The sequence below is a fragment of the Amycolatopsis sp. NPDC033938 genome (assembly GCF_055575975.1).
In genome coordinates this window covers 248602-274750 of sequence record NZ_JBVIRO010000009.1, presented here as the reverse complement: position 1 = coordinate 274750, position 26149 = coordinate 248602, and the positions used below count along the sequence as shown (strand labels likewise).

Below are 26149 nucleotides of genomic sequence, written 5' to 3'. Positions count from 1 at the left end.
TCCACACCAGTAGGTAGACAAATACGAGTTCCCCAATGCCGCATTGGGGACACTGAGCCCAGGACGTTTCCCTGGTCCTGAAGGCCACCGTTGCGACGTGGCCTTCAGGACAGCTCTGCGGCGATAGCCGGGTACGAAGTCGGGTCGTGAAGTTGACGTCACGTCCGTCCCAGCGTCCCCAGGGATCACAGCGGCGGGTACGGCCAGGCGAACGCGCGCACGCGACGGCTACCCGCCGCGTTTGCCTTACCGTCCTTACCACTCACGAGCCACTTCGCTCAGTAGAGCGTGTAGCCGCCGTCCACCGCGAGCGTCACCCCGGTGACGTAGGACGCCGCGTCGGAGAGCAGCCACATCGCGGCCTGCGCCTGCTCGACCGGCTCGCTGCCTCGGCGCAGCGCGTGCGTCGCCTCGACCGTCTTCACGTAGTCCGGGTTGAGCTTGATGTACTCCAGGTACATCGGCGTCTTGGCGGTCGAGGGGCCGATCGCGTTGACCCGGATGCCCTTCTCGCCGTACTCGGCCGCGGCCGCCTTGGTGAGCCCCATGAGCGCATGCTTCGACGCGGTGTACTCCGCGGCCTTCGGGATGTAGATGAACGCCCCGACGGAAGCGGTGTTGACGATCGAACCCCCGCCGGTTTCGAGCATCGCCGGGATCTCGTGCTTCATGCACAGGAACGGTCCGGTGACGTTGATGGCGAAGATCCGGTCGAAGTCCGCGCGGTCGATGTCGGTGAGCAGGTTGCCCGTGTTCGGGACACCCGCGTTGTTGAACGCGCCGTCGAGCCTGCCGTACGCCGACACCGCCGCGTCGACCATCGCTTTAACCTGGTCCTCGTCGGTCACGTCCGTCGCGACGAACTGGACCTCGCGTCCCTGGCCCTTCAATTCCTTCGCCAGGGTTTCCCCCGCGTCCTCCGTGCGGTCGGCGATGGTGACCTTGGCACCGTTCTCCGCGAAGAGCCGCACGGCGGCCTCCCCGATGCCACTGGCCCCGCCGGTGACGATGACGGATCTGCCCGCGATTCCGGACATGTCGTGCTCCTTCTGCCTTACCGGGCGGGATTTCAGACCGCGAGGTCCGTCTCGGGGCCGATGTACTCCTCGGCCTGGACGACCTTGCCGCCTTCGACGGTCGCGATCTGGATGAGGTGGACCTTGACCTCGGGCCCGTCCTCCCCCTGCGGTTTGAGCACACCCGAGGTCTGGGCGAAGAAACCCTTCTCGGTGATCGTCACGCGCGAGTTCGTGAACTCGGGAAGGCCGCCGCGGTCGTGCACCGCGTCGATGGCCGCCTTGAGCGACATCCACTTGTCGTCGGCGCTGTGCCACACCCGGCAGTCCGGTGCGCAGATCTCGTAGAAGTGATCGACATCGGTCAGGGCCTTGAGCCAGCCCTGCGCGAGTTCTTCCTTGGTGGCTTCGGACATCGTCGTCCTCACTTTCCTGGGGTCACGGGGATCTGCTCCGACGATAGGGAGCCAAGACGGCGCTTACTGTCCAAGAATCTGGACACTCAGGACTCGTCCGCGTACAGCACTCCGGCCGTGATCAATTCTTCGATCTCTTCCGCGGTCAGCACTTCACCGGCCACCGCGCGGGTGTCGGCACCGACCTTCGGCGCGCGACCGGGGCGGTCCGGGCGTTCGCCGTCGAACGTCCACGGTGGACGGAGAAGCGCGAGACCGTCGTCCTGGCGCTCCACGAGATCCAGATGCTTGACCTGTTCGTGCTCGAGGTAGCCGTTCATCGACAGCACCGGGGCGAACGGGACGTCGTGGTCGGTGAGGACCTGTTCCCAGTGCTTCTTCGGTTTGGCCGCGAACTCCGCTTCGACGATGGGCACCAGCTCGAAGTAGTTCGCCTCGCGGGCCCGGTATTCGGCGAAGCGCGGGTCCTCCGTGAGATCCATCCGGTCCATCGCCCGGCAGAGCGAGGTCCAGAACTTCTGCGACGACGACAGGTGCACGGCCAGATACTCACCGGTGGACGTCGGCACACAGAAGTTCTGCGCCTGTGGGTGACGGCTCGTGCGGCTGGGATCGTGCCCGAGCTCGAAGGCCTGGGTGACGCCGTCGGTGATGAGGACGCTCACCGCCTCCATGATGGAGGTCTCCATCCGCTGCGGCTGCCCGGTTTTGAGCCTGCCCACCAGCGCGGCCAGCACACCGGTCGCCGTGCTGAGCCCGGTGACCAGGTCCGCGCTCAGACCGCCGGCGAGTTGCGGATGGTCGCCGTCGCTGAACAACGAGTAGAGACCGCCGAAGGCATGGCCGATCGTGTCGTAGGCCGGCCGGTTCGCCAGCGGCCCGGAGGTGCCGAAACCCGTGACGGAGCCGTAGATGACGTCCGGACGCAGGGCCCGGCAGTCGTCGGGCCCCAGGCCCATCGCGGCGACCTTGCCGGGCCGGAGGTTCTCAAGCACGACGTCGAAACGCGGAACGAGCGCTTTCACCACGGCGACGCCGTCGGCGGATTTGAGATCGACCGCCAGACTGCGTTTGCCGGTGTTGTACTGACGGAAATACGGGCTGCGGTCGTTCTGGTGACGGCGGAAGTCCTCGCCGGAGCCGGGGCGTTCCACCTTGACCACCTCGGCGCCGAGCGCGCAGAGCATCGAGGTCCCGAACGGGAGCGCGATGTAGCCGCCGATTTCGAGGATCCGGATGCCGTCGAGCGGCTTGTGCTGCATGCTTCCTGCCTTCCGGAGAATTCTACATATTTTATATAATCTACGGTAGGGTCGGTCAAGGCAGCGAACGACAAAGGAGCCGAACGCGATGAGTGCGCCGACCGAACTTTGGCAAGGCCAGTACGACAAGTTGTTCATCGGCGGCCAGTGGGTGGCGCCCGTGTCCGACCGGGTCATCGAGGTGGTCTCCCCCGCGACCGAGCAGACGGTGGCGCAGGTTCCGGAGGGCGTCGAGGCGGACGTCGACGCCGCCGTGGCGGCAGCACGCGAGGCTTTCGACAACGGTCCTTGGCCCCGGCTGCCGCTCGACGAGCGCATCGCCGTTCTCCGCAAGCTCAGTGCGGAACTCGCCGCCCATGAGACAGAGGCCGCTCACCTGGTGAGCACAGAAATGGGCTGCCCGATCACGCTGTCGACCAAGATGCAGGCGATGGGCCCGCGTCTGCTGCTGGATTCCTTCCTCGACCTGGCTCCCACGTACCCCTGGTCGGACACCCGGCGGTCCGCCACCGGGCACGCCCTCGTCACCCGCGAACCCGTCGGCGTCGTCGCGGCGATCGTGCCGTGGAACGCGCCGCTGCTGATCACCATGATCAAACTCGCCCCGGCCCTCCTCGCCGGCTGCACCATGGTCGTCAAACCGTCGCCGGAGACACCGCTCGACGCGTATCTGCTCGGCCACCTCCTGGAACGGGCGGGACTGCCCGCAGGCGTGGTGAACATCGTCCCGGCACAGCGGGAAGTCAGTGAACATCTCGTTCGTCATCGCGGCGTGGACAAGGTGTCCTTCACCGGGTCCACGGCGGCGGGCCGCCGGATCGCCGCTTTGTGCGGGCAGGACCTGCGGCGCGTGACGCTCGAACTGGGCGGCAAATCGGCCGCCGTCCTGCTGGAGGACGCCGATCTCGACGCCGCGATCGCCGCCGTCCGCGCGGTTTCGCTGCGCAACAGCGGCCAGGTGTGCAGCAACAAGACACGCATCGTGGTAGCCAGGTCGCGGCGGGACGAACTGCACGACCGGCTCGTCAAGCTGATCCGGTCGATGCCCGTGGGCGACCCGCTCGACCCGGCCACCGAGGTGGGCCCCATGGTGAGCGCTGCCCAACGGACCCGCGTCGAGGGTTACATCGCCGAGGGCAAGGCTTCGGGTGCGCCCGTCCTCGTCAGCGGGGACCGTCCCGAAGGCCGTGGCTGGTACGTCGCGCCCACCGTGTTCGCCGACGTCGACCCGGACGCGAAGATCGCGCAGGAAGAGATCTTCGGGCCGGTGCTCACGGTGCACACCTTCGACACCGAGGCCGAAGCGGTCGCCATCGCCAACAACTCGGAGTACGGCCTCAACGGCTCGGTGTTCGCCGCCGACCCCGAACGCGCGCTGTCGGTCGCGCGGCGGATCCGGACCGGGACCGTGGAAGTCAACGGCAATCCGGTGGGCTTCACCGCGCCGATCGGCGGCTTCAAGAACAGCGGCATCGGCCGCGAGGCGGGCCTCGAAGGATTCGACGCGTACGTCGAGCTGAAGTCCTACGGCCTCCCCCACTGAAAGGCGGCAAGCATGGGAAAACTCGAAACAGCGGCGGCGCGGCTCGTCACCGGGCTCACCTACGACCGGATCCCGGCGGACGCGCTCGCCGGTGCCCGTCGCCTCCTGCAGGACCAGCTCGGACTGCAGGTCGGCAGTGCGGCTCTGCCGTGGAGCCAAGCGATCCTCGACGTCACCCGCGCCGCGCACGTGCCGGGCACCGCGCACGTCGTCGCGACCGGGGAAGCGATGGGCGCCACCGACGCCGCCTTTGTCAACGCGACGTTCGGGCACGGCTTCGAATACGACGACGCGCACCGCGCGAGCTCGTCCCATCCCGGGAGTTGTGTCGTCTCCGCGGCGCTCGCCGTCGGTGAAGAACTGGGCGCCACTCTGGGCGACGTGGTCACCGCCGTCGTCGCCGGATACGAGGTGTACACCCGCATCGGCATCCTTGCCGCACCGGAACTGCTGGAGCGCGGCTTCCACCCGCACGGCTTGCTGTCGAACTTCGGTGCCGCCGCGGTGGCAGCCAAACTGCGCGGGTTCGACGTCGAGACCACGGTGCACGCGCTCTCGATCGCGCTGAGCCACGCCTCGGGCACGACGGAGTACACGTCGTCCGGCGGCTCGATCAAACGCGCGCATTCCGGTATCGGGACCCGCAACGGCATCCGTGCCGCGGAGCTGGCCGCGGCCGGCATCACCGGCCCTACGACCTTCCTCAGCGGCCGCAAGGGTTTCTTCCAGACTTTCGCCGGACGCTCGGTGTCCGACACCGTCACCTTCGACTTGGACCAGCCCTTCGAGATCACGCGAGTGTGGATCAAGCCGTACTGCTGCTGCGGGATCAACCACGCCTACATCGACGGAGCACGTCGGATCGCCTCGCGCGCCTCGGAGATCGAGTCGGTGCTGTTGGGCATTCAGACCGGCGGCGACGTCATCATCGGCAATCAGAACGCGAACGCGTACGCACCGAAGATCATCGAACATCTGCAATACAGCCTGCCGTTCCAGTTCGCGTTGTCGGTTCTTGGCCACGGCAACGGCTTCACGACTCATCACGACTATCTGGCGGGGCGGCTCGACCTCGGTGAGGACAGCGACATCGCCGCGATGGCACGTCGGGTCAAGATCGAGGTCAAGCCGGAGCTGGACCGGGCGTATCCGGGCCGCTGGGTCGGCGACATCGCCGTCACCTATCGGGACGGCGCCACCGAGCACGTGTTCGTCGACAATCCCGCCGGCACGGCGGAGAACCCGATGTCGCAAGAGGATCTGGACGCGAAGTTCCGCGACGTGACCGTGTCCGTTATGGGCACCGAGCGGAGCGAAACGCTGCTGAAGGCGATCCAGACGCTGGACCCCGACCAACCGGTCGCCGAGTTCGCCGCACTGCTGCGGGTGTGACGCCAGCAAGTCCGTGAAGGCCTCCTTCCCTACTCTCAAGGTAGGGAAGGAGGCCTTCACGGACTCAGGACGCATCGAGAGGACTAAACGCGCGGAGCACGGAAGATCGTCTTGTACTCCAGGTAGGCGTCCACACTCTGGGGACCCAGTTCGCGACCGATCCCGCTCTGCTTCACCCCGCCGAACGGCGTCTCGATGGGCAGTGTCGACGTGTTCACGCCGACGCTGCCACTCACGATCCGGCGCGCCACCTCCGTCGCCCGGTCGACATCCGGCGAGAACACACCGCCACCCAGCCCGTAGTCCGAGTCGTTCGCGATGGCGACGGCCTCGTCGACACTCTCGTAGGGCATCACCACCAGCACCGGCCCGAAGATCTCCTCCCGCGCGATCCGCATGTCGTTCGTGACGCCGCGGAAGATCGTCGGCTCCACGTAGTACCCGCGGTCGAGCCCGGAAGGCCGTCCACCGCCGAGGACGAGCTCGGCGCCTTCGGAAAGCCCGAGGGCGATGTAGGACTCGACGCGGTCACGTTGCGCCGCGTTCACCAGCGGTCCGAAGAAGTTCCCGGGGTCCGTCGGATCCCCCTGCGGGATGGCGCTCATCGTCGCGCTGAGCATGTCGACGATCTCCTCGTACCGTGACGCGGGTGCGAGCACCCTGGTCAGCGCCCGGCACGTCTGCCCGGTGTTCGGTGCGCAGGCGGACATCACCAGCGGCCGGAAGGCGTCGAGATCGGTGTCGTCGAGCAGGATGCCGGCGGACTTGCCGCCGAGTTCGAGGGTGACGTGCTTCAGCTGCTTCGCACATTCGACCGCGATCGCCTTGCCCGCGACCGTCGAGCCGGTGAACGCGACCTTGTGCACGCCGGGATGCGCGACCAGGGCGGCACCGGTTTCGCGTCCGCCGGTGACGATGTTGACGACGCCGTCCGGGATCCCCGCGGCGGTCAGGATCTCGGCGAAGACGAACGCGTCGAGCGAGGTCTCCGGCGCGGGTTTGATCACCGCGGTGCAGCCCGCGGCCAGCGCGGGGCCGAGTTTCCACGCGATCAGCGGCTGCGGGCCGTTCCAGGGAGTGATCGCGCCGACCACTCCGACGGGTTCCCGGCGGACGACGGCGTCCCCGCTGGCGGTCTCGACGTGGCTCTCCGTCTCGAGTTTCTCCGCCAGCGAAGCGAAATACCGATAGGTCACGGGGACTTGGCTCTGCATCGCGCGGGTGATGCTGATCGGCGTGCCGTTCTGCCGGGTGACCAGCTCCGAGATCTCCTCGGACCGGGTTTCGAAGACGTCCGCGATCGCGCGGAGATATCCGGCCCGCTCGGCGGGCGTACGGGCGACCCACTGCTCCCCCGCCGCCGTCGCCGCTCCGACTGCGGCATCGACGTCGGTGGCATCTCCGTCCACAATGGACGCGAACGCTTCTTCGGTTGCCGGGTTCGTGACCTGGATGCGATCAGCGGAGTGCGCGGGGGTCAGTCTGCCGTCGATGAAATGGTTCGTCATGGGGACTCCAGGGATTTTCAGAACTCGATGACGGCTTTGCCGCCGGTTTGCCGGTCGAAGGACTCGTAGGCCTTGACCGCGTCGTCGAGCCGCCAGCGGTCGGTGAAAACGCGGTCGACCTCGACTCCGTGCGCCGCGATGAACCGGGCGCAGTCGGCCTGCCCGACCAGGGAGAACGTGTACGAGCCGAGCACGGTCAGCTGTTTGCGGATCAGATCCGGGCTGACGTCGAGGGTGACGTTCGAGCCCTCGCCGACGAAGGCGACCGTGCCCCACTTGGCCGCCGACTTCACGGCGGCGGCCCGTGCGGGCGGCGCTCCGGAGCAGTCGAGGGCCTTCGTCACGCCCTTGCCACCGGTGAGGTCCCGGATGGCTTCGACTGGATCGGTGGCGCTTGAGTCGACGGTGTCCGCGGCTCCGAACTCTGTCGCCCGCTCGACCCGTGCCCGCTCGATGTCGACCGCGATCACCCGGGCGCCCATCGCGGCCGCGAGCTGCACCGCCGACTGGCCGACCGGGCCCTGGCCGAACACGGCGATCGAGTCGCCGGCACCGACGCTCAGCCGGGTGAGCGCGCCGAAGGCCGTGCCGGTCCCGCAGGAGATCGCCGCCCCGGCGGCGAAACTCAGTTCGTCCGGCAGCGGGACGAGGGTCCGGGCGGGCACGGTGAGGAAGTCGGCGTGTCCGCCGTGCGCGGTCGCGCCGTAGATGACGTTCCCGCGGTCGCACAGTTGCGGCCAGCCGGTGCGGCACTGGTCGCAGAACCCGCAGCCGTCGTAGTGGTGGACCATCATCCGGTCGCCCACGCGGACCGCGCGGGGGTCGACGTCCGCGCCCACGGCGGCGACCACGCCGCAGGGTTCGTGTCCGCCGATGATGCCGGCGTCGTCGCCGGTCAGGCCGAACGCGGCGAGTGCCTGTCCGGCCGGGGCCCGGTAGAAGTGCAGGTCGCTGCCACACATCCCGGACGCCTTCATCTCCAGCACCACTTCGTCGCGGCCCGGAGCGGGGTCGTCGAAATCCTGGATCTCGACGACCCGGTCGCCCTTGAAAACAACTCCACGCATGGTCTCGTCCTTGAGGTAGTGGGGGTCAGTGCACGGCGGCGAACATCAGGCTCTCCTCGTCCGCTTCCTCCGGGGAGAACTCGGCGGCGATGCTGCCCGCCCGCGCCACGAGCACGCGGTCGGACAGCGCCTGGATCTCCGGGAGGTAGGACGAGATGACCACGACCGCGACGCCGTCGTCGGCGAGTGCGCGGATCATCGCGTGGATCTCGGGAATGGTGCCGAGGTCCACGCCACGCGTGGGTTCGTCGATGATCGCGACGAGCGGTTTGCGGGTCAGCCCCTTGGCCAGTACGACCTTCTGCTGGTTGCCACCGCTCAGTTCTTCGACGGTCGCCTTGCCGGGTTGCAGGGTGCGCACCTGGAAGCGTTCGACGAACCGTTTCGCGACCGACTTGCGGTCGCCGGGCCGGTAGAGGAACGGCAGGCGCAGCGCGCTGCACAGGTGCCCGAGGTAGATGTTGTCCGCGATCGTGAGATGGCTGAAGAACCCCGAAGCCTTGCGGTCTTCGGTGATGTACACGATCCCGGCCTTGCGGGCGTGGCGAGGTGTGCGGAAGCGGACCGGTTTCCCGTTCAGCCGTACCGTTCCGCCGCGCAGCCGTCGCCGTTTCATGACACCGCTGACGATCATCGCGGTCTCGCTGCGGCCGGCGCCGACCAGCCCGTAGATGCCGACGATCTCGCCCGCGTACGCCGAGAACGCCATGTTGCGCACCACGGGCAGCAGCGTGACGTCCTCCACCTGAAGCGCCGGGACGGGTTCCGGTGCGCGGCTGGGCGCCACGCGGCCCATCTCGACGGTGCGGCCGACCATCATCTTGACCACGCGTTCCCGGGTGAATTCGGGACGTGCGAGGGTTCCCTGTGCGACGCCGTCCCGCAGCACCGTGATGCGGTCCGCCTGCTCGAACGCCTCGTCGAGCATGTGCGTGATGAAGATGACGCCGATCCCGCGACGTTTGAGACTCTGCATCGAGAGGAACAACTGGAGCCGTTCCTCGGGCGTGACCGAGGACGTCGGCTCGTCGAGGATGACGAGTTTCGCGTTCCGGTGCACCGCCCGCGCGATCTCGACCATCTGCTTCTGGCCGATGCCGAGCGCCCCGGCGGGGACGTCGGGCCGGATGTGGAAGTTGTGCGATTCCAGCAGTTCACGGGCGACGACGTTGAGCCGCCCGAGGTTGTTGAACACCTTCTCGTCGCCCATGAACAGGTTCTGCGCCACCGTCATCGACTCGACGAGCGAGCCCTCTTGGTAGACCATCGCCACCCCGGCCTCGACCGAGTCGCGCGGGGTGGTGAAGGACCGCCTGTGCCCCTCGATCTCCAGCGTCCCGGAGTCGTGCGCGACCGCGCCGGAGATGATCTTGACCATCGTGGACTTGCCGGCACCGTTCTCCCCCAGCAGCGCGTGGATCTCTCCCGGCTCCACGTCGAAGTCGACGCCATCGAGGGCGTAGGTCCCGCCATAACGCTTGCTGACGTCGGTCAGCCGGATCACCGGTGTCACGCTCGCACCTCCAGGAGATTGCCGTAGCCACGCGCCGCCGCGAGCACGCGGCCGTCGCGCACGGCCACGCCGGTGACGCCGTGTCGCGCGCTGTCGACGCGGGCGTGGGCGCTTTCGGCCACCCGGCCCGCACCGTCCACCCGGAACACGAGGCCGCAGGATCTGGCGGGCGCCCAGCTCTTCACCACGCCGAGTACGCGCAGCTGGCCCATCTGCATGGTTTCCGTGAACGGGCTCCCGCCGCGCAGGCGGGGCACGAACCACTCCGCCGGACTGATCGTCCCGGTCATCTCGGCGAGCACTTCGGGCTCGTCGAGGAGCATCTCGGTGACCCGGTTGCGGATGTACGGCGCGGCGAACCACCGACCGGACACCCGCCCGGGATAGACGGGCAGATTCGCGATCAGCGCCCGCCCCGGCCTGCCCAGCGCGTCCGGCGATCGCGTCTCGACGCGGTGCTCGAGACTGAGCGACACGAGCACCTCTTCGTCCGATGCCTCGATCCCCGACGGCCAGGCCAAACCCTCGGCCACCACCTCGGCGCTCGGACCGTCCACCCGCACGATCGCCCCGGACCGGTCGCCGGTGACCAGCGCGCGAGCCCAGTCCCGCTCACTCGTCGATCCGACGGTCGCGAGCAGCAAGCCGTACGGCGCCACGGTCAGATCGGTCACGCAGGACGTGACCGGAGCAGCCGTGCACACCTCCGCCGACGAGGCAGCCGAGACGATCCCGACGCCGTCCACCGCGGCGAGGATCTCGTCGCCGCGGACTGCGAGTGCCGTCACGCGGCCTCCCAGCTCGGCGACGCGCACCACGTCGCTCCCGCGCAGAGCGAGAACCAGGTTTCCGCTGCTGAACACCGCCTCACCGACGCTGGTGACCACGACGTCGTCGGGTTCGAACTCACCGGAGGGCAGTAGCTCGGAGGCTTCGTCGAGCCGGAGATTCGGCCGCAGCCCGGTGTCCATCGGCGGCACACCGCGGCGCCTGGCCCAGTTCGGATTGATCAGTTCCTTGAGCGTGGAAAGACTCATCGGGTCACCTCCGCGACCTGGCGCGCTCCTGCCGTACCGGGTACGGCCGACGGATCGATGTCGCCGATCTCGGCCGGATCCAGCGGCAGCCGTCCGATCCGGTTGTTGCTGACCCCGCACAGGTACAGATGACCGTCGCGTTCCTTGACCGCGGTGACCATCGGGTAGTTCTCCATCGTCTCGTCCCACAGCACCGAGAGGATCTCCCCGCTGTCGCTGAACTTGATCGCGCACGACACGTTCAGCTGCGGCACCACCCAGTTGTCGACGGACACCTCGCGGGTCATCCGCCGCCGGACCGACGGGTACCGGCCGAGCAGGTCCGACATCTGGGTCCGCATGGCGCACAGCGGCATCCAGTAGTTGCCGTCCGAGGAGCGGTTGATGTTGTCCGGGTAACCGGGCAGGTTCTCCAGCACCGGTTCGAGCCGTCCCTCCTTGGGGCCGGAGATCCACAGCCGGTCGACGCGGCACAGGCCGGTGCTGGCGACGAGGATCGACTCGCCGTCGTGAGAGGTGCAGACCCCGTTGGGGAACACGTAGTTCGACACGACCACCTCGGTGGTCCCGTCCGGTTTCACCCGCACGATCCGTCCGTTGGGCCGGAACTCGACCAGTTCGAGCAGGAAGTCCGCGGTGTTGGTCCGGGTGGAGAAGTCCGAAGCGTAGATCGACCCGTCGGGCGCGATGTCGAGGTCGTCGATCGCGCGCAGACCCGAATCGTCGATCAGCGACAGCGGGCTGCGTTTGACCTGGTTGGCGACCAGTTCCGGTTCGCCGTCCGGACCGATGCGGTAGATCCCCATGCCGCCGACGGCGACGACGAGCCTGCCCTCGGCGTCCCAGACGTGCCCGCAGGGGAAGCCGCCAGTGCGGGAAAAGACCTCGCCTTCGGTGTCCTCCGGCCCTCGGAAGCGCCACACCCAGCCACGCTGGTCGCCGCAGTACACGTTGCCCTCGGCGTCGACGGCGCAGTCCTCCGCGCCGCGGATCTTCCCGAGACCCACGGGTGGCGCATCGGTGAGCCGCCGGTTCGGGGACCAGACGGTGCCCGGTTCGGTGACGTCGAGGAGCGGACCGAGCGTGAGCCGGGCGGGGTCGATCTTCAGCTTCTCGACCGCGCGCTGCCGGTACTTGCCCCATTTCAGGTCCAGGATGGTGAACACGGCGAGCACAGCCGCGAGGACGACGGTGTAGAAGGAGCCCTGAGCGCCGTCGGAGACGGTCGCCTGCTGGATGATCGCCACCACCGCGACCCCGACGGTCGCCCGCAGGACCGAACCACGGCCGCCCTGGATGCTCACCCCGCCGAGGACGACGGCGGTGAGCACGATGATCTCCCACCCGTGTCCCACGTTCGGGTCGGTCCGGGCCAGCCGCGCCGAGGTCAGGATCGCCGCTGTGCCGGCCAGCGCGCCGGAAAGCACGTAGGTCCAGAACGTTACCGCGGTGACCGGGATGCCGTTGCGCCGTGCCGAACGCCGGTCCGAGCCGGTCGCGGTGACCCACCAGCCCCAGCGGGAGCGGGTCAGCGCGAGATGCACGACGAGCAGCACCACCGCGAAGAGGAACCAGGCGGCCGGGACACCGATGATCCGGCCGTTGCTCAGGAAGTCCCACACCAGGGAGTCCTTGGCGATCCCGATCCTGGTGCTGTTCGCGTTCTGCAGGACCGAAGCGGCGCCGCCGAAGGCGATGAGCGTGACCAGGGTGGTGATGAACGGGCGCATCCGCAGGATCGCGATGAAGAACCCGTTGACCGCCCCGAGCAGGGCGCCGGTCACGATCGCCGCCGGGACGACCACGGCCGTCGGCCACAGCCACACCCGGTCGGCGACCAGCGCGCCGAGCGCGCAGACCCCGACCATGGAGCCGACCGACAGATCGATGCCGCCGCCGACCAGGACGACCGTCAGGCCGATCGCCGGCAGGCCGAACTCGGCCATTTCGTCCAGCACCAGCGACGCGTTGTCGGCGCCGACGTTCGTGGTCATCAGGACGTACAGGCACAGTGCGAGCGCCAGTACCAGCGGGACGGCGCCTTCCATCCACCGTTTCTCGAACAGATCGGAGATCGTGCGGAACCGCGCGATCCTTTCGGTGGGCCTGCCGCCGGTCATGCCGAAGGCGTCGAGCCCGCGCCGCAGCGGGGAGAACCCGCGAGACGAAGTCGTCATCGGTGCTCGTCCCTACTGGCTCTCGTAGCAGGCGATGGTGGTCTTGTCGATGTTGGTCTTGTCGACGATCGTGTCCGACACGTACGCGACCGAGTGCGTGCTGCCCGGCTGCGCGCCGTTCATGACGAGGTTCTGCGCGGCGACCGCGCCCGCCGCACCGATTCCCTGGACGTCATAGGCGGCCGAGGCCGTCACCAGGCCCTGCTTCAGGGCGGCGCACCAGTTGCTGTCCGCGTCGAGGGTGTAGACGCCGACCGAGCCGGGCTGTACCTGGCCGCGCGATTCGGCGGCCTTGACCGTCTGCCCGACGGTGATCGAGTTGAGGTCGAAGGTGACCATGAAGCCGCAGAGCTTGCCCTGTTGCTGCTGGAGCACCGATTCGGCGGCCGCCTGCGCCTGGGCGTTCTGGAACTGCGAGTGGGCGACGAGGACCTTGTAGCCCGCCGGCTCCACGACGTCCTTGATCCCCTGGTTCCACAGAATCGACGCCGGGTCGTTGCCGGGGCCGTCGATGATCGAGATCGTCTTGGGCGCGTTGCGACTGTCGCAATCGGACATCGCACGCTTGGCGATCGACTGCGCCGCGCCGTAGACGTCGACACCGACGAAGGCGTCACCGAGGCGGGCGGACATCATGTTGAGCACCACCGTGTAGATACCGGCCTTCTGCGCGCGGTCGATGGCGTTGTCGAGCAGGCCCAGATCCTGGTTCTGCAGCACCAGCACATCGGCGGCCTTGCGGGCGATCAGGTCGTTGATGGTGCTGATCATCCGGTCGCTGCTGAAGTTCGAGTCGTACACCTTGAACTCGGTGCCGACCTTGTCGAAGGTGCGCTGCATCGTCGTGCCCCAGTTCTCCGTGAGCTGGTAGCCCTTGAAGAGAATCGGCACGAAGGCGATCTTCTTGCCCTTCATAGTGTCGAGCGCCTTCTGCCGCGCGGGCATCAGCTCCACAGTGGACCCGAACGCCTGATTTCCTTTGCCGGATTGGGCTTCCGACGAACCGCTGTCGACGGAGCAGCTCGCGACGGCGGTGGCCGTCACCGCGGCCAGCGTGAGGGCGAGGATCTTCTTGGTGAGTTTCATGGTTCCGTTCCCGTTCACAGTTCGCCGGATTTCTCGGTTTCGTCGTTGCGCGGATGCAGCCACGCGTCGAACGCGATCGCGGCGGCGAGCACGCCGCCTCGGATCAGGTCCTGCACCGCGGTGCTCAAGCCGTGCAGTACCAACAGGTTGTTGAGCACACCGACGAAGAGGGCGCCCGCGAGGACGCCGAGGATGGTTCCGCGTCCGCCGGACAGCGACACCCCGCCGATCACGACCACCGTCAGCGCGGTGAACAGGATCGGGGCGAAGGACGTGACCGTGGTCTGCACGCTTCCCTGCAGGGAGACCGTGACATAGCCGGCGAGCGCGGCGAGCAACGCGGAAAGCACGTAGGTGAGGATCTGCAGGGGCCGGACCGGGGCGCCGGTCGACCGTGCGGTCGCGAAGTTGTCCCCCATCGCGCGGATCAGCCGACCCGATGAGGTGTAGGCGACGAACAACCACGCGAGCAGGAACACCGCACCGGCGATCAACACCGGACGGGGCAACCCCGAGACCGAGCCGCCGCTGAGCTCGGCCAGGAACGACGCGGGCGGCACGCCGTAGACGTTCTCGGTGAGGAACAGGATGTCGATCCCGCCGATGGCGAGCATGCCGGTCGCGAGCGTCACGAACAGCGCGGGCACCTCGAAGAGGGCGACGAGGATGCCGTTGACCAGGCCGATCGCCAGCGCCAGCGCGGTCATCAGGGCGATCGCCTGCCATTCGGGCATGCCGCGGTCGATGAACGCCAGCGTCGCCTGGGCACAGCCGAGTCCGATGCCCGCCACGGACAGATCGAGTCCCTTGCCGAGGATCACGATCGCCTGGCCGATGGCGAGGATGCCGAACGCCGCCGACAGGTTCAGGATGCTGGCGAAGTTCCCGGCGCTCAGGAAGTTCGCCGTGGTCAGGCCGCCGGCCAGCGCCAGCAAGACGGTGATCGCGAGGACCGGATAGGTCTGGTCGTAGCCACCCAGGCGCGCGCGAAGCGACCCGCGTGGCTTCGTTGCCACAGTAGTCATGGAAATCCCGTATTCGGTCAGGAGGGAAGGACCGGGCGGAGCCGTTTCGTGAACTCGGTGACGTCCTCGACGTTCCGCAGGTCGAAGACGGCTTCGACGACGGCGTCCGCGTCGGCCTCGGTGAGGACGTCCTCGACGTTGTGCCGGAACTTGGCGATCAGTTCGCCGTCGGTCATGAACGTCGCCGGGTCGGGCGACGGACTGCCCTTCGGATAGGCGCGTTCGCCGGTGAAGGTGGTGCCGCGGGCTTGCACCTCGACGCGGGATCGCCGCGCCGCCGGGTCGCCGCGCAACGCGGCGGTGTAGTCCGGGTGTTCCCGGAAGGTGGCCTTCTTGGTCAGGTCGAGCACGGACGGGTCGAGCACCGCTTCCGGTGTCTGCCAGTCCTTGCCCGGCGGGATCCGGTGCGCGGCCATCGCCAAGCCGTGGGTCATACCGAACTGGGCGTCACGCGGATTGCGGATGTCCTCGTTGACCCACACCGGCTGCAGCACGAAGCTCTCGCCCCACGCGTCGATGGCGTCGATCTCGTCCGGGCGGATGTCGTGGGTCTCGACGATCTCGGTGAGCGCGTCGAACAACGCGTGCATCACGCGGCAATGCGGGTACGGCTTGAAGGACTGGAACTGGGTGAAAGTCCAGTCCGTACCCAGGCCTGCCGTGATGGGCGCCGGTTCCCACCGGGAGGTCCCAATGAAGCGCGGGAAGCCGTACTCGCGGTCGTCGAGCATCTCCCGGTCGCCGGTGTGCCCGAGTTCGGCGAGGTTCGCCGCGGTGACCGCCGACAGCGCCATCCCGCCGGCGAGCTGGTACTTGATCGTCGTCGACGGCGCGTGCATCATCCACGCCCGCTGGGTGTTCGTAGGGACCGTGGACCCCATGATCCCGAGCGCGTCGGCCAGGGTCTCGCGGGAGAATCCCTTGACCACGCCGATCGCGGCGGCCGAGCCGAACAGGGTGCTGCTGTAGCCGATGACGTCGGGGATGGTGACGACACCGTCCTTGATGTCGCGCAGGTAGTCGGTCGCCTTGCCGATGCGGAAGGACATCTCGTGCGCGACCGCGAGCGCGGTCAGGAGCTTCTCCCCGCTGCCCTGCAAGGATTCCGCCGTCGCCAGGGCTCCGGGCAAGACGTACGGCGTCACATGGCCGGGCGGGAGAACGGCGTCCTGGTCGAGGGCGTTGATCAGTTCCGCGTTGGCGAAGGCCGCACCAGGCACCGAGGTCGTGGTCCCCGTGCCCAAGATCGACGCGGGCCCCTCGGTACCACCGAGGTACCGGCCATAGCCGACGCCGCGTCGAGCGCCTTCGTCGTCGAGGGAGGCGACAGCGCAGCCGAGTGAGTCGAGCAGGATGCGCTGGGACTCGCTCACCACCTCGTCCGGCAAGTTCCGGATTTCGGTATCTGCCGCGAATTCCGCGAGTTGCTCGATGATCGTCGGCATCTTCTGCGCGCTCCCTCGGTGATCTGTGCCACGTTGCGGGAGTCAGTGTGGCCGCCGAACGGACCAGGTCACATCTGTCGCCGGTCGGAGTTCTTTTACTACCGGCGGCAGATTTCCCGGTTTCGCCTGGACAGCTGCTCGCGTGTTTCTTAAGATGCGCCGCCGCTCAGTTCGCGCTGGTCCGGCGAAGCCAGCGGGAGACCGCCTCGGCCCGGTTGGCGGCGCCGAGCTTGCGCAGAATATGGGTGACGTGGGATTTCACGGTCCCCTCGGAAATGAAGAGCCGCCCGGAGATCTGCTGATTCGACGCACCCGCCGCGAGCAACCGGACGATCTCGGTCTCGCGCTGAGTGAGCCCGAAGTCCTCGCTCGCGACCTCGGGCGTCCGCACAGGTGGACGGCAACCCGGCGCGACGAGCCGTTCTATCCCGGCGGCCACTGTGGACAGTCCATCCAGGATGGTCACCCGCGCGAGGATCTGGCTGAGTCCCTCGGCGAAGAGGTTAAGCATCGCGCGGTCGGTCGCGTCGACGTCGCGGCGCTGGTGATAGCAGTCTCCGTGGACCAGACCGACCACCTGCCCCTGGACGGTCAGCGGCGCAATGCCGTAGGAGCTGCAGCCGGAGATCCGGACCAGGTTCCGCGCGACGCGGGGATTGTTCTGAACGTCGTACACCAGCCCCGGCTTTGCCTGCGAGACGACGTCGGTCTCGACGAGGGTGCCGTCGAGCCGGGGCGGATCCGCCTGCCCTGCCGCGACCATCTCTTCGGCCATCCGCGGATCACGGATGATGCACATGGTGTGCAGCTTCCAGACCGAATCCTCCACACGCGACACCAGAGCGCGGTCGAAACCCAGACCACAGCATGCCTCGGGAGCACGGGCGAGCAACTCTTCCACCCCGGTGACGTCGCGGATCTCGGCCAATGCGACGCGCACGCGGTCTAGAAGACCAGCTCCGGCGGCGAGCCGAAAGTCCGTGACGGCCGCTTCAGCCGAACGAATGCGGGCGAGCAACTCGGTCAAGCGTCGCCGGCGCTCCGGCGATACCTCCGCCTCAGCCGAGTGCATCGTCTCGGCGAGCACGGCGTCCCACATGGCCGACAGCGAGCGCAGCGCGCCCGCCGCGTTGCCCACCGGACCGCGCGGCGGGGTGAACTCCCGGTCGAGCACGGCGCCGACCTCGGCAGACAGCTGTTCGAGCCGGGCACCGAGGCCGCCGTCGAGCACAGCACCGCCGGGCGACCTGCGAAGACGTTCGAGCGTCATTGCTCACTCCACGACAACCGGAAAATACACAATATAAATTGTGCCCGCCAGACGGTCAACCCGGAGGGTGGCTCAGTCCCCCACCACGAACACGGTGTCGTCCACCGCGGCGCGCTCCGTGGCCGCGATCGCCACATGCGGCGCAACGACGATCGCGGTAGACGCCACGGTAGCCACTCGGCATGTCGAGATCCGGTGTTTCCGCGTGGGTCTCGGCTTGCCCGATCAGACAAGTACCGCATCCAGAGGACTAAATGCGAGGTGTCAGTACGACCGCGGGAGGCCGAGCACCTGCTGCGAGATGTAGTTGCGCACCATTTCCTGCGAGAACGGCGCATTGCGCAGCAAGCGGACCTCCCGCCACAGCCGTTCGATGTGGTACTCCCTGGCGTACGCGTAACCGCCAAGGGTCGAGAACGCCCGGTCGCACGCCTCGAAACCGGCCTCCGCGCCGAGGTACTTCGCGGCGGCGGCCTCCGGTCCGCACGGCTTCCCCTCGTCGAACAACTCCGCCGCGCGCATCGCCATGCCCTCGGCCGCTTCCAGCCGGATCCACGAGTCGGCCAGCGGGTGGGCGACCGCCTGGTTCTGCCCGATCGGCCGGTCGAACACCACTCGGTTCTTCGCGTACTCCGACGCGAGCTCCAAGGCGGCCCGGCCGAGACCGATGCCCTCCATGCCCACCACGATGCGCTCGGGGTTCAAGCCGTCGAGCAGGTAGTAGAAACCCTTGTCGATCTCGCCGACCAGCCGGTCTTCGGGCACGAAGAGGTCGTCGATGAACAGCTCGTTGGTGTCGATGGCGGCACGGCCCAGCTTGTCGATCTCCCGCACCGCGATGTGTTCACGATCCATGTCGGCGAGGAACAGCGACATCCCCCAGAGCGGTTTGTCGTCGCGGCGGGGTGACGTCCGCGCCAGCAGGAGGATCTTCTGCGCGTTCTGCGCGTTGGTGATGAAGACCTTCTGGCCGTTGACCTTCCAGCCACCGTTCACCTTCACGGCCTTGGTCTTGATCCGCGAGGTGTCCACACCGGCGTCGGGCTCGGTGACGCCGAACGCCATCAGCAGTTCGCCGGAGGCCAGCCGGGGCAGGAACTCGCGCTTCATCTCCTCCGAGCCGTACTTCACGACCGGTGCGGGCGGGAAGACGTAGAAATGGATGGCCGAACCACCACTCATCCCCGCACCCGAGGACGAGATCTCGTTCATCATCACGGCGGCCTCACGGAGGCCGAGGCCGATGCCGCCGTACTCCTCCGGGATCATCGCGCCGAGCCAGCCGCCCGCGGCGAACGCCTTGATGAAGTCCCACGGATATTCGTGCTTGCGGTCCTTGTCCAGCCAGTAGTCGTTGTCGAACTTCCGGGCCAGTTCCCGGGTGGCCGTCCGGACGATTTCGACGGTGTTCTCGGCTTCCGCCATTGCTGCTCTCCTACTCTTCGTCCGCGAGGACGGGGATGTCTTCCAACGGCGTCGCAGGGTCCAAAGAGGACAGGTCGCCCACCGGTGTGCCAGTGAACCTCGACCGGATCGCGCGGCGCATGATCTTGCCGTTCTTTGTCTTGGGCAACGTCTTCACGACGTACACGGCCGGAGCGAACGACCTGCCCGCGTTCGCCAGTGCCGTGGCGCGCAGGTCGTCGAGGTCGACGTCCTGGCGCCGGAGCACGACGAAGGCCACCGCGCGCTGGCCGCGGCGTTCGTCCGGGGCGCCGATGACCGCCACCTCCGCGATCCTTCCGTCCTTCAGCAGTGCGGCCTCGATCTCGGCCGGTCCGACCCGGCGACCGGCGAGTTTGAGCGTGTCGTCCGAGCGGCCGTGGATGACCCACGAACCGTCCTCGTCCACACTCGCGAGGTCACCGTGGACCCACACGCCATCGAACCGGGCCCAGTAGGCGTCGAGGTAGCGCTCCCGGTCCTGCCAGAACGCGTGCGTCATCCCCGGGAAGGTGTTGCGGACCGCCAGTTCGCCGATCGCGTCCACGACCGGCTTCCCGTCGTCGTCGAGCACAGCCGCGTCGACGCCGGGCAAGGGGCCCGTGAACGCCGCCGGCGCGGCGGGCAGGAACGGATAGCCGATCAGGATGCCGCCGCCGACCTCGGTGCCGCCGCTGTAGTTGACGATCGGGATCCGCCGCTTGCCAACCTGGTCGAACAGCCACCACCAGGTCGGCTCGTCCCACGCTTCGCCGGTGGAGACGAAGGACCTCAACGTCGGAAGGGCGTGCGCGGGCCGCTCGTCCGCGGACCGCAGGGCACGAGCCGCCGTCGGGGCGATGCCCTGCACAGTCACACCGTTGCGCTCGACGACGTCCCACAGGCGATCCGCCGTCGGATAAGTGGGCAGCCCCTCGATCATGACGATCGTCGCCCCGAGTTGCAGCGGCCCGGCGATCAGCATGGGGCCGACCAGCCAGCCGAGGTCGGTGATCCAGCAGACCACGTCGTCGGCGTGCACATCGAAGCCATAAGCGAAGTCGGTGGCGGTCTTGACCGCGAACCCGCCGTGCGAGTGCACGATGCCTTTCGGCCGCCCGGTGGTCCCGGAGGTGTAGACGATGGTGAGCGGGTCGTTCGATCCCGTCGCCGCGGTCTCGACCGGCTCTGGATCGGCGTCGAGTTCGTCGTAGTAGACGTCGCGGCCGGCCTTCATCGGCACATCGGTGCCCAGGTGCCGGAGGACGACGACCGCGCGGACGGACGGCGCCTCCGCGACCGCGGCGTCGGCGGTGGCCTTGAGCCCGACCTCCTTGCCGCGCCGAGTGGTGCCGTCCGCGGTGATCAGCGCGACGGCTTCGGAGTCCTGTAGCCGGGTGGCCAGCGCGTCGGCGGCGTAGCCGCTAAAAGCCGGGACCGACACCGCGCCGAGCATCGCGATCGCCAGGAAGGCGACGACGGCCTCCGGGACCACGGGCATGAACAGCACGACCCGATCGCCCCGTGACACCCCGAGCGCGGCCAGGTTCGCGGCGAACCGGCGCACCTGCTCGTCCAGCTCGGCGAAGGTCAACGTCCGGCGCTGCCCCGAATCGCCTTCGTACACCACGGCGAGCTTCTCCGACCGCGAGTGACGGTGGGCGGCCAAGGTCGCGACGTTGATCCGGCCGCCGGGGAACCACCGCGGGAACGGTTTGCCCTCGGACTCGTCCAGCACCCGGGTGAACGGTTCGGTGAACTCGACGCCGAGGTCGTCGACGACTTCACGCCAGAACCATTCCGGGTCCGCGATGGCCCGGCGGTTCAAGTCGTCCACTCCGGCGAAGCCCCATCGGCGCAGCGTGGCCAGCAGGCGGCTGCGTTCCCGGACCGCGTCGTCCGGGACCCAAGCGATGTCAGGCATGGTCAGTCCTGCTTCGCGGGGCGCTTCATCATGAGCCCGGCGCGCAGCGCGTCACAGACGATCTCGTCACGCTGGTTGATCCCGAAGTGCCGGAACATCACGATGCCGGAGTCGTCCCGGCTCTTGGATTCCCGCTTGCTGACGATCTCGGTGCGCACGTGGATGGTGTCGCCGTGGAAGACCGGCTTGGGGAACTTGATCTGCTCGAACCCGAGGTTGCCGAGTGTGGTCCCCTGCGTCGTCTCCGGCACCGTCACCCCGGACACCAGTCCCAGGATGAACAGGCTGTTGACCAGACGCTGGCCGTAGATCGAGTTCTTGCTGTATTCGGCGTCCAGGTGCAGTGGCGCGAGGTTCAGTGTCATGACGCTGAACAGGGTGTTGTCCGCCTCGGTGACGGTGCGGCGGGTCGGGTGGTCGATGACCATCCCGGGTTCGAACTCCTCGAAGTACAGACCTGCCATCGGACGATCCTTTCAAAAATATTATATATTTGGTGGGTCACGCGTGAATCGACAAGGCGTCCGCCAGTTCGATGACGCCTTCGGCCGTCTTCACGTGCGCGATGTCGATGTGCTGCCCTTCGAAGTCGACCGCCGCACTGCCCGCGGCCTCCGCCTCGCGGAACGCGGCGATCATCCGGCGGGACTGCTCGACCTGCTCCGGCGACGGCGCGAACACCTCGTTCGCCACCGCGACATGGGACGGGTGGATCGCGACCAGGCCCCGGTACCCGAGGCCTCGGTTGTCCAGACAGAACCGGCGACAGCCGTCCAAGTCCTTGATGTCCTGCCACACCCCGGCCACCGGGTGATGGAGGCCGTTCGACCGGGCCGCGAGCACCAGCCGGCTGCGCAGGTAGAGCGTCTCCAGCCCGGCCGGCGTGAATTCGAACCCGAGTTCACGCCCGACATCGGCGTTCGGCCCCGTGGCACCCAGCAACGACGCCACCCGCGGGCTGGCGGCGGTGATCTCCTCGCAGTGCGCCATCGACGTCGCCGTCTCGAAGCTCAGGATCAGCTTCACCGAACCCGGTTCAAGCCCGTCCCGTTGCTCCAGGTGGGTCAGGACGCCGTCGAGGCGGACGATCTCCCACGCGGTGAACACCTTCGCGAGGAACAACCCCGCCAGACCGGGGCGGACGACCGCTTCGAGGTCGGCGCTCAGCAGGCCGCTCACCTCGGGATTGGCGCGTACCCACAGGTCGGGGCGCACTCCGTCCGCGGTCAGCCGGTCGATCGTGCCGGCGACGGTCTCGCGAGCCTGATCCTTCTCCGCGGCCGGGACCGAGTCCTCGAGGTCGAGGATCAAGGCGTCCGCCCCCGAAGCGATGCCCTTGTCCGCCCAGGCCGCCTTGTGGCCGGGAACGAAGAGCATCGAGCGATACGGTTTCATCGTGCGTCTCCCTTGACTTCCTCGAAGCTGTTCGCCGTCGTTAAATATAAAATATATACTACGGAGCGTGCCGAGGCGAGAGGCGACCGAAATGCTCCAAGAGACGACCACCTTCCGCGGGGCACACGGCCTCCGGCTCAGTGGCGACCGCTGGGAACGACCCGGCTCAGATCGCGGCACCGTGCTGTTGCTGCACGGCGGCGGCCAGACCCGTCACTCCTGGAACCGCACCGCGCGCGCTCTCGCCGCGGAAGGCTGGCAGGCCTGGGCGATCGACACTCGCGGCCACGGCGACAGCGAATGGTCACCGGACGGCCGGTACACCCTCGACGACTTCACCGCCGACCTCTACGCGATAGTGGCCCAGCTGGACACGAAGCCCGTGGTCGTAGGTGCGTCACTGGGCGGGCGCACCGCCCTCACCGCCGAAGGTGAGCGCCCCGGCACCCTGGCCGGACTCGTGCTGGTCGACATCACCCACCGCACCGAGCACTCCGGACAGTCCCGCGTCAAACGCTTCATGACCGGTGCGCCGCACGGGTTCGCCACCCTCGAAGAAGCCGCGGACGCCATTTCCGCCTATCGGCCGGAACGACCTCGTTCCCACAGCCTCGACGGCCTCAAGCGCAATCTGCGCCGAGGCGAGGACGGGCGCTGGTATTGGCATTGGGATCCCCGGTTCCTCGGCTCCACCGCCGACGCGGGGTACTACTCCCCCGAACGGCTCAGGCGCGCCGCGCGCGCGATCGCGATACCGACCCTGCTCGTGCGCGGCCTGCACTCGGACATCGTGACGGCCGAGTCAGCGGCGGAATTCCTTGACCTCGTCCCCACCGCACGCGAGGTCGCGGTCGCCGCCGGGCACATGATCACCGGCGACGACAACGACGTCTTCACCACGCATCTGCGGGATTTCCTCACCCACGACCTGGCCTGACCTTCCGGCTGGGTCCGTGAAGGCCTCCTTGAGGGACTCTGGGTCCCTCAAGGAGGCCTTCACGGACAAACATCAGGGCACGTCGAACACCGTGGTCGGACACGCGCTGGTCGGTCACCGAGATCGCGGCGCGATGGGGCCTCTTCCATCCTGGACGGTTCGCCCGCCAGTACCGCGAGCGCTTCGGGATGCTGCCCTCGGAGACGGCTCGGCTAACCAAGCGCTGATCAGCTGGTCCACGTCCAGCACGTCCGCCACCGGTGGCTGCGGCTCACGAGCGGGCGTCCGCCCCAGCCGAGGCGCCGGGTTCGGATGCAAGACACCACCGACCCGGCGGAAGACCTCACGCTCGGCGTTGTGCGGATGTTCCGCGGCTTCGTCGAACGTGAGCACCGGCGTGACGCAGGCATCGGTACCTTCATAGATCCGGGCCCATTCGTCGCGACCTTTCGCCGCGAACGCCTCGGCGATCAATTTCCGCAGGCGCGGCCATTCCGTGCGGTCGTCCTGTTCGGGCCATTCGGAAAGGTCGACGTCGAGCCGCGAGACGAATTCGCGGTAGAAGTCGGGTTCCAACGCCCCGACCGCGACGTATCGCCCGTCGGCGCAGGGGTAGGTGTCGTAGAACGGCGCGCCGGAATCGAGGTAGTTGGTGCCGGGCTCGTCGCTGTAGCGACCGGCGGCGCGCAGACCCTGAAGCTTGGCCGTCAGCAACGCGACGCCGTCGAGCATCGCCGCGTCGATCACCTGGCCGCGACCCGACCACCGGGCTTCCAGTACGGCACACACGATCCCGTAAGCCGCCGCCAGCGCGCCACCGGCGTAGTCGCCGAGCAGGTTGATCGGTGGCCGCGGGGCCTCCCCCGCCCTCGCCATCGCGTGCAGGGCACCGGACTGCGCGACGTAGTTGATGTCATGCCCCGCCTGCTGGGCCAACGGCCCGGTCTGTCCGTACCCGGTCAAACGGGCGTACACGAGCGCGGGATTGCACCGGAGAAGGTCGTCCGGCCCGAGACCGAGCCGCTCGGCCACCCCAGGCCGGTATCCCTCGATGAACACGTCGGCGGCCTCGGCGAGGCGAAGCACCGAATCGACCCCGGCGGAGCTTTTGAGATCGGCCTCGACCGTGCCCACCCCGCGATTGGCGAGGTCGTGCTCGGGCGCCATCCCCTCGGTCTGCCCCAGCGCGCGACCCCGGCGGTTCGCCGGACGGGCGACCCGCACGACCTCGGCCCCCATGTCCGCCAGCAGCATGCTCGCGAACGGCGTCGGCCCCATTCCGGCGAGCGCGATCACCCGTACCCCGGTCAACGGCCCGCTCACCTCGGTCGTCATCGCACTCCTTCCGAGAAATATTATGTTTCATCCTGCGTGATGAGCTGTCGATGCCATGCCATAATCGACAGAACGTTGTATATGATGTTCGCAACCGAATTGGGGAGGTGCCGGGTGGCCGACAACTCGATCAGGCTCCGGAGCAGTGAAGGCCGGCAGCAGCTGCCTGAGGAGGTCGCCACCTACGTGCGCGAGCTCATCATGTCCGGTCAGGTCAAACCGGGCGAGTTCCTGCGCACCGAGCCGATCGCGGAAGCCGTGGGCGTCAGCAACACGCCGGTCCGCGAAGGGCTGCTCTCCTTGCGCAGTGAGGGATTCGTCGAGCTGGTCCCCCGTCGCGGTTTCGTCGTCGCACCGGTTTCGCGGCAGGACATCCGGGACCTCTTCTGGGCGCAGGCCCAGTTCTCCTCCGAGCTGGCCGCCCGCGCCGCGAAGAAGATCACCCCCGACCAGATCGCCCGGCTCGAAGCGATCAACGAGGACTTCGAGAAGGCCGTCGAAGCCGGCGACCAGGAAACCCTCGCCCGGCTCGGACACGACTTCCACCGGCAGATCAACCTCGCCGCCGACTCCCACCGGCTGACGCTGCTGCTCAGCTCCGTGGTCAAGCATCTGCCGAACCGTTTCTACGCCTCGATCGAGGAGCACGTCACCGCCACCCGCAACGATCACGCGGAACTGGTCCAGGCGCTGCGCGGCCGGCACGTCCGCAAGGCGCGGACCATCGCGGAGCAGCACATCCTCGAAGGCGCCGACAGCGTCATCAAGGTGCTCGAGGAGCGCGGCCTCTGGGCCGACGAGGAGTAACGCTCGCTGGTCACGAGCGGGGCGACGACCTTTCCGGCCGCCGCCCCGCTCGCCGTCTTCCCCGGTGTTCACGCCGCTTCGCCGACGACTCCGGCGGCCGCCACGCCCGCCGCGGTCAGCCGGGCCCGGACGCGATGCCCGAGCGGCCCCGGCTGTGCTGGGACGATCAGGGCGCGATGAGCGAGTACGTGGGCGGTGTACTGGTCGCAGCACGGCAACCCGTCGACGAACAGGTCAGGCTCCCTGCTGCAGGTGATCTCCGCTCGCCCGGAGGCCACCGCGCGAAGGATCGCCAGCTCCCGGTGACTCAGTTCGTGATCCTGCGTCATGGCGGCCTCCCGCGTCAGCTACTTAATATTTTATATTATGCTTGCTGATGCTTCGAGGTCAAGGGGAGCACCGCCAACGGAATCAGGCTGAGCACGCAGGCCACGACGATGTGGCGCGTCCAGCCGTGGGTCGCCTGGGTCGTGTGTGGGGGGTTGGGGGTGTTTTGGAGCAGCCACCAGCCTCACCCCCTGAACGGCCCCCCCCCCGCGACCCCCCACCAGAAAACGGGGGCGGAAACAAGC

General features: G+C 67.9%; 22 protein-coding genes and 1 pseudogene. 5 read left to right on the top strand and 18 right to left on the bottom strand.

Annotated features, from left to right (window positions below):
* Window positions 1-278: 278 nt before the first annotated feature.
* The 3 genes from ACZ5ZX_RS23635 to ACZ5ZX_RS23625 all read right to left on the bottom strand — a co-directional run bounded on the left by ACZ5ZX_RS23635 (window position 279) and on the right by ACZ5ZX_RS23625 (window position 2694).
* Window positions 279-1037 (bottom strand): SDR family NAD(P)-dependent oxidoreductase, encoded by a 759-nt coding sequence (locus ACZ5ZX_RS23635; protein WP_465504157.1) that lies wholly within the window; start codon window positions 1035-1037, stop codon window positions 279-281.
* Window positions 1038-1069: 32 nt separating this feature from the next.
* Window positions 1070-1432, bottom strand: coding sequence for a nuclear transport factor 2-like protein (locus ACZ5ZX_RS23630; RefSeq protein WP_091597035.1), 363 nt, complete (start codon window positions 1430-1432; stop codon window positions 1070-1072).
* Between the two features lie 86 nt (window positions 1433-1518).
* Window positions 1519-2694: a CaiB/BaiF CoA transferase family protein gene (locus ACZ5ZX_RS23625; protein WP_465504156.1), complete on the bottom strand. Its 1176-nt coding sequence runs from the start codon at window positions 2692-2694 to the stop codon at window positions 1519-1521.
* A gap of 88 nt (window positions 2695-2782) precedes the next feature.
* On the opposite strand from ACZ5ZX_RS23625, the gene ACZ5ZX_RS23620 reads away from it, so the two are divergent.
* Window positions 2783-4237, top strand: coding sequence for an aldehyde dehydrogenase (locus ACZ5ZX_RS23620; protein ID WP_465504155.1), 1455 nt, complete (start codon window positions 2783-2785; stop codon window positions 4235-4237).
* A gap of 12 nt (window positions 4238-4249) precedes the next feature.
* Window positions 4250-5629, top strand: a complete 1380-nt coding sequence (locus tag ACZ5ZX_RS23615) for an MmgE/PrpD family protein (RefSeq protein WP_465504154.1) — start codon at window positions 4250-4252, stop codon at window positions 5627-5629.
* Between the two features lie 83 nt (window positions 5630-5712).
* On the opposite strand, the gene ACZ5ZX_RS23610 is transcribed toward ACZ5ZX_RS23615, so the two are convergent.
* The 13 genes from ACZ5ZX_RS23610 to ACZ5ZX_RS23550 form a co-directional block, all read right to left on the bottom strand.
* Window positions 5713-7137 carry an aldehyde dehydrogenase gene (locus ACZ5ZX_RS23610; protein WP_465504153.1) on the bottom strand — a complete coding sequence of 475 codons (1425 nt, stop codon included), beginning with the start codon at window positions 7135-7137 and terminating at the stop codon, window positions 5713-5715.
* Between the two features lie 17 nt (window positions 7138-7154).
* Window positions 7155-8204, bottom strand: coding sequence for a zinc-dependent alcohol dehydrogenase family protein (locus tag ACZ5ZX_RS23605; RefSeq protein WP_465504152.1), 1050 nt, complete (start codon window positions 8202-8204; stop codon window positions 7155-7157).
* Window positions 8205-8229: 25 nt separating this feature from the next.
* A complete protein-coding gene (locus ACZ5ZX_RS23600) occupies window positions 8230-9717 on the bottom strand; it encodes a sugar ABC transporter ATP-binding protein (protein WP_465504151.1) in 1488 nt (495 codons plus the stop codon).
* A complete protein-coding gene (locus ACZ5ZX_RS23595) occupies window positions 9714-10754 on the bottom strand; it encodes a hypothetical protein (protein WP_465504150.1) in 1041 nt (346 codons plus the stop codon). Before ACZ5ZX_RS23595 ends, ACZ5ZX_RS23600 begins: the two co-directional genes overlap by 4 nt.
* Window positions 10751-12931, bottom strand: a complete 2181-nt coding sequence (locus ACZ5ZX_RS23590) for an ABC transporter permease (protein ID WP_465504149.1) — start codon at window positions 12929-12931, stop codon at window positions 10751-10753. The genes ACZ5ZX_RS23595 and ACZ5ZX_RS23590 overlap by 4 nt, the downstream gene beginning before the upstream one ends.
* A 12-nt stretch (window positions 12932-12943) precedes the next feature.
* Entirely contained in the window at window positions 12944-14017 is a 1074-nt protein-coding gene (locus ACZ5ZX_RS23585) for a sugar ABC transporter substrate-binding protein (RefSeq protein WP_465504148.1), read from the bottom strand.
* 14 nt (window positions 14018-14031) lie between these two features.
* The gene (locus tag ACZ5ZX_RS23580; protein WP_465504147.1) at window positions 14032-15042 is read right to left on the bottom strand and encodes an ABC transporter permease; all 1011 of its coding nucleotides are present in this window, start codon (window positions 15040-15042) and stop codon (window positions 14032-14034) included.
* 17 nt (window positions 15043-15059) lie between these two features.
* On the bottom strand, window positions 15060-16487 hold the full coding sequence (locus ACZ5ZX_RS23575) for an MmgE/PrpD family protein (protein ID WP_465504146.1): 1428 nt from the start codon (window positions 16485-16487) through the stop codon (window positions 15060-15062).
* Window positions 16488-16653: 166 nt separating this feature from the next.
* A complete protein-coding gene (locus ACZ5ZX_RS23570; RefSeq protein WP_465504145.1) occupies window positions 16654-17757 on the bottom strand; it encodes a response regulator transcription factor in 1104 nt (367 codons plus the stop codon).
* 264 nt (window positions 17758-18021) lie between these two features.
* A complete protein-coding gene (locus ACZ5ZX_RS23565; protein ID WP_034307086.1) occupies window positions 18022-19182 on the bottom strand; it encodes an acyl-CoA dehydrogenase family protein in 1161 nt (386 codons plus the stop codon).
* Window positions 19183-19192: 10 nt separating this feature from the next.
* A complete protein-coding gene (locus tag ACZ5ZX_RS23560) occupies window positions 19193-21103 on the bottom strand; it encodes an AMP-binding protein (RefSeq protein ID WP_465504144.1) in 1911 nt (636 codons plus the stop codon).
* A gap of 2 nt (window positions 21104-21105) precedes the next feature.
* Window positions 21106-21567, bottom strand: coding sequence for a MaoC family dehydratase (locus ACZ5ZX_RS23555; protein ID WP_465504143.1), 462 nt, complete (start codon window positions 21565-21567; stop codon window positions 21106-21108).
* Between the two features lie 37 nt (window positions 21568-21604).
* On the bottom strand, window positions 21605-22498 hold the full coding sequence (locus ACZ5ZX_RS23550) for an HpcH/HpaI aldolase/citrate lyase family protein (protein WP_465504142.1): 894 nt from the start codon (window positions 22496-22498) through the stop codon (window positions 21605-21607).
* A 67-nt stretch (window positions 22499-22565) separates the two neighbouring features.
* Between ACZ5ZX_RS23550 and ACZ5ZX_RS23545 the strand changes: the two genes are divergently transcribed.
* The gene (locus ACZ5ZX_RS23545) at window positions 22566-23435 is read left to right on the top strand and encodes an alpha/beta fold hydrolase (RefSeq protein ID WP_465504141.1); all 870 of its coding nucleotides are present in this window, start codon (window positions 22566-22568) and stop codon (window positions 23433-23435) included.
* A gap of 38 nt (window positions 23436-23473) precedes the next feature.
* Window positions 23474-23593, top strand: a pseudogene (locus ACZ5ZX_RS23540) (hypothetical protein); the annotation flags it as partial.
* On the opposite strand, the gene ACZ5ZX_RS23535 reads toward ACZ5ZX_RS23540, so the two are convergent.
* Complete coding sequence (locus tag ACZ5ZX_RS23535) at window positions 23550-24770, bottom strand: CaiB/BaiF CoA transferase family protein (protein ID WP_465504140.1); 1221 nt, start codon at window positions 24768-24770, stop codon at window positions 23550-23552. The pseudogene ACZ5ZX_RS23540 and the gene ACZ5ZX_RS23535 sit on opposite strands and share 44 nt — an antisense overlap.
* Before the next feature lie 114 nt (window positions 24771-24884).
* Between ACZ5ZX_RS23535 and ACZ5ZX_RS23530 the strand changes: the two genes are divergently transcribed.
* On the top strand, window positions 24885-25577 hold the full coding sequence (locus ACZ5ZX_RS23530) for a GntR family transcriptional regulator (protein WP_076167327.1): 693 nt from the start codon (window positions 24885-24887) through the stop codon (window positions 25575-25577).
* A gap of 68 nt (window positions 25578-25645) precedes the next feature.
* Here the strand turns inward: ACZ5ZX_RS23530 and ACZ5ZX_RS23525 are convergent, their stop codons facing one another.
* Window positions 25646-25906 (bottom strand): hypothetical protein, encoded by a 261-nt coding sequence (locus ACZ5ZX_RS23525; protein ID WP_465504139.1) that lies wholly within the window; start codon window positions 25904-25906, stop codon window positions 25646-25648.
* Window positions 25907-26149 lie beyond the last annotated feature (243 nt).

Excerpts from the sequence above, each read along its gene's own strand:
- ACZ5ZX_RS23635 (WP_465504157.1), bottom strand. The coding sequence starts at position 1,037 with ATGTCCGGAATCGCGGGCAGATCCGTCATCGTCACCGGCGGGGCCAGT.
- ACZ5ZX_RS23630 (WP_091597035.1), bottom strand. The coding sequence starts at position 1,432 with ATGTCCGAAGCCACCAAGGAAGAACTCGCGCAGGGCTGGCTCAAGGCC.
- ACZ5ZX_RS23625 (WP_465504156.1), bottom strand. The coding sequence starts at position 2,694 with ATGCAGCACAAGCCGCTCGACGGCATCCGGATCCTCGAAATCGGCGGC.
- ACZ5ZX_RS23620 (WP_465504155.1), top strand. The coding sequence starts at position 2,783 with ATGAGTGCGCCGACCGAACTTTGGCAAGGCCAGTACGACAAGTTGTTC.
- ACZ5ZX_RS23615 (WP_465504154.1), top strand. The coding sequence starts at position 4,250 with ATGGGAAAACTCGAAACAGCGGCGGCGCGGCTCGTCACCGGGCTCACC.
- ACZ5ZX_RS23610 (WP_465504153.1), bottom strand. The coding sequence starts at position 7,137 with ATGACGAACCATTTCATCGACGGCAGACTGACCCCCGCGCACTCCGCT.
- ACZ5ZX_RS23605 (WP_465504152.1), bottom strand. The coding sequence starts at position 8,204 with ATGCGTGGAGTTGTTTTCAAGGGCGACCGGGTCGTCGAGATCCAGGAT.
- ACZ5ZX_RS23595 (WP_465504150.1), bottom strand. The coding sequence starts at position 10,754 with ATGAGTCTTTCCACGCTCAAGGAACTGATCAATCCGAACTGGGCCAGG.
- ACZ5ZX_RS23590 (WP_465504149.1), bottom strand. The coding sequence starts at position 12,931 with ATGACGACTTCGTCTCGCGGGTTCTCCCCGCTGCGGCGCGGGCTCGAC.
- ACZ5ZX_RS23585 (WP_465504148.1), bottom strand. The coding sequence starts at position 14,017 with ATGAAACTCACCAAGAAGATCCTCGCCCTCACGCTGGCCGCGGTGACG.
- ACZ5ZX_RS23580 (WP_465504147.1), bottom strand. The coding sequence starts at position 15,042 with ATGACTACTGTGGCAACGAAGCCACGCGGGTCGCTTCGCGCGCGCCTG.
- ACZ5ZX_RS23575 (WP_465504146.1), bottom strand. The coding sequence starts at position 16,487 with ATGCCGACGATCATCGAGCAACTCGCGGAATTCGCGGCAGATACCGAA.
- ACZ5ZX_RS23570 (WP_465504145.1), bottom strand. The coding sequence starts at position 17,757 with ATGACGCTCGAACGTCTTCGCAGGTCGCCCGGCGGTGCTGTGCTCGAC.
- ACZ5ZX_RS23565 (WP_034307086.1), bottom strand. The coding sequence starts at position 19,182 with ATGGCGGAAGCCGAGAACACCGTCGAAATCGTCCGGACGGCCACCCGG.
- ACZ5ZX_RS23560 (WP_465504144.1), bottom strand. The coding sequence starts at position 21,103 with ATGCCTGACATCGCTTGGGTCCCGGACGACGCGGTCCGGGAACGCAGC.
- ACZ5ZX_RS23555 (WP_465504143.1), bottom strand. The coding sequence starts at position 21,567 with ATGGCAGGTCTGTACTTCGAGGAGTTCGAACCCGGGATGGTCATCGAC.
- ACZ5ZX_RS23550 (WP_465504142.1), bottom strand. The coding sequence starts at position 22,498 with ATGAAACCGTATCGCTCGATGCTCTTCGTTCCCGGCCACAAGGCGGCC.
- ACZ5ZX_RS23535 (WP_465504140.1), bottom strand. The coding sequence starts at position 24,770 with ATGACGACCGAGGTGAGCGGGCCGTTGACCGGGGTACGGGTGATCGCG.
- ACZ5ZX_RS23525 (WP_465504139.1), bottom strand. The coding sequence starts at position 25,906 with ATGACGCAGGATCACGAACTGAGTCACCGGGAGCTGGCGATCCTTCGC.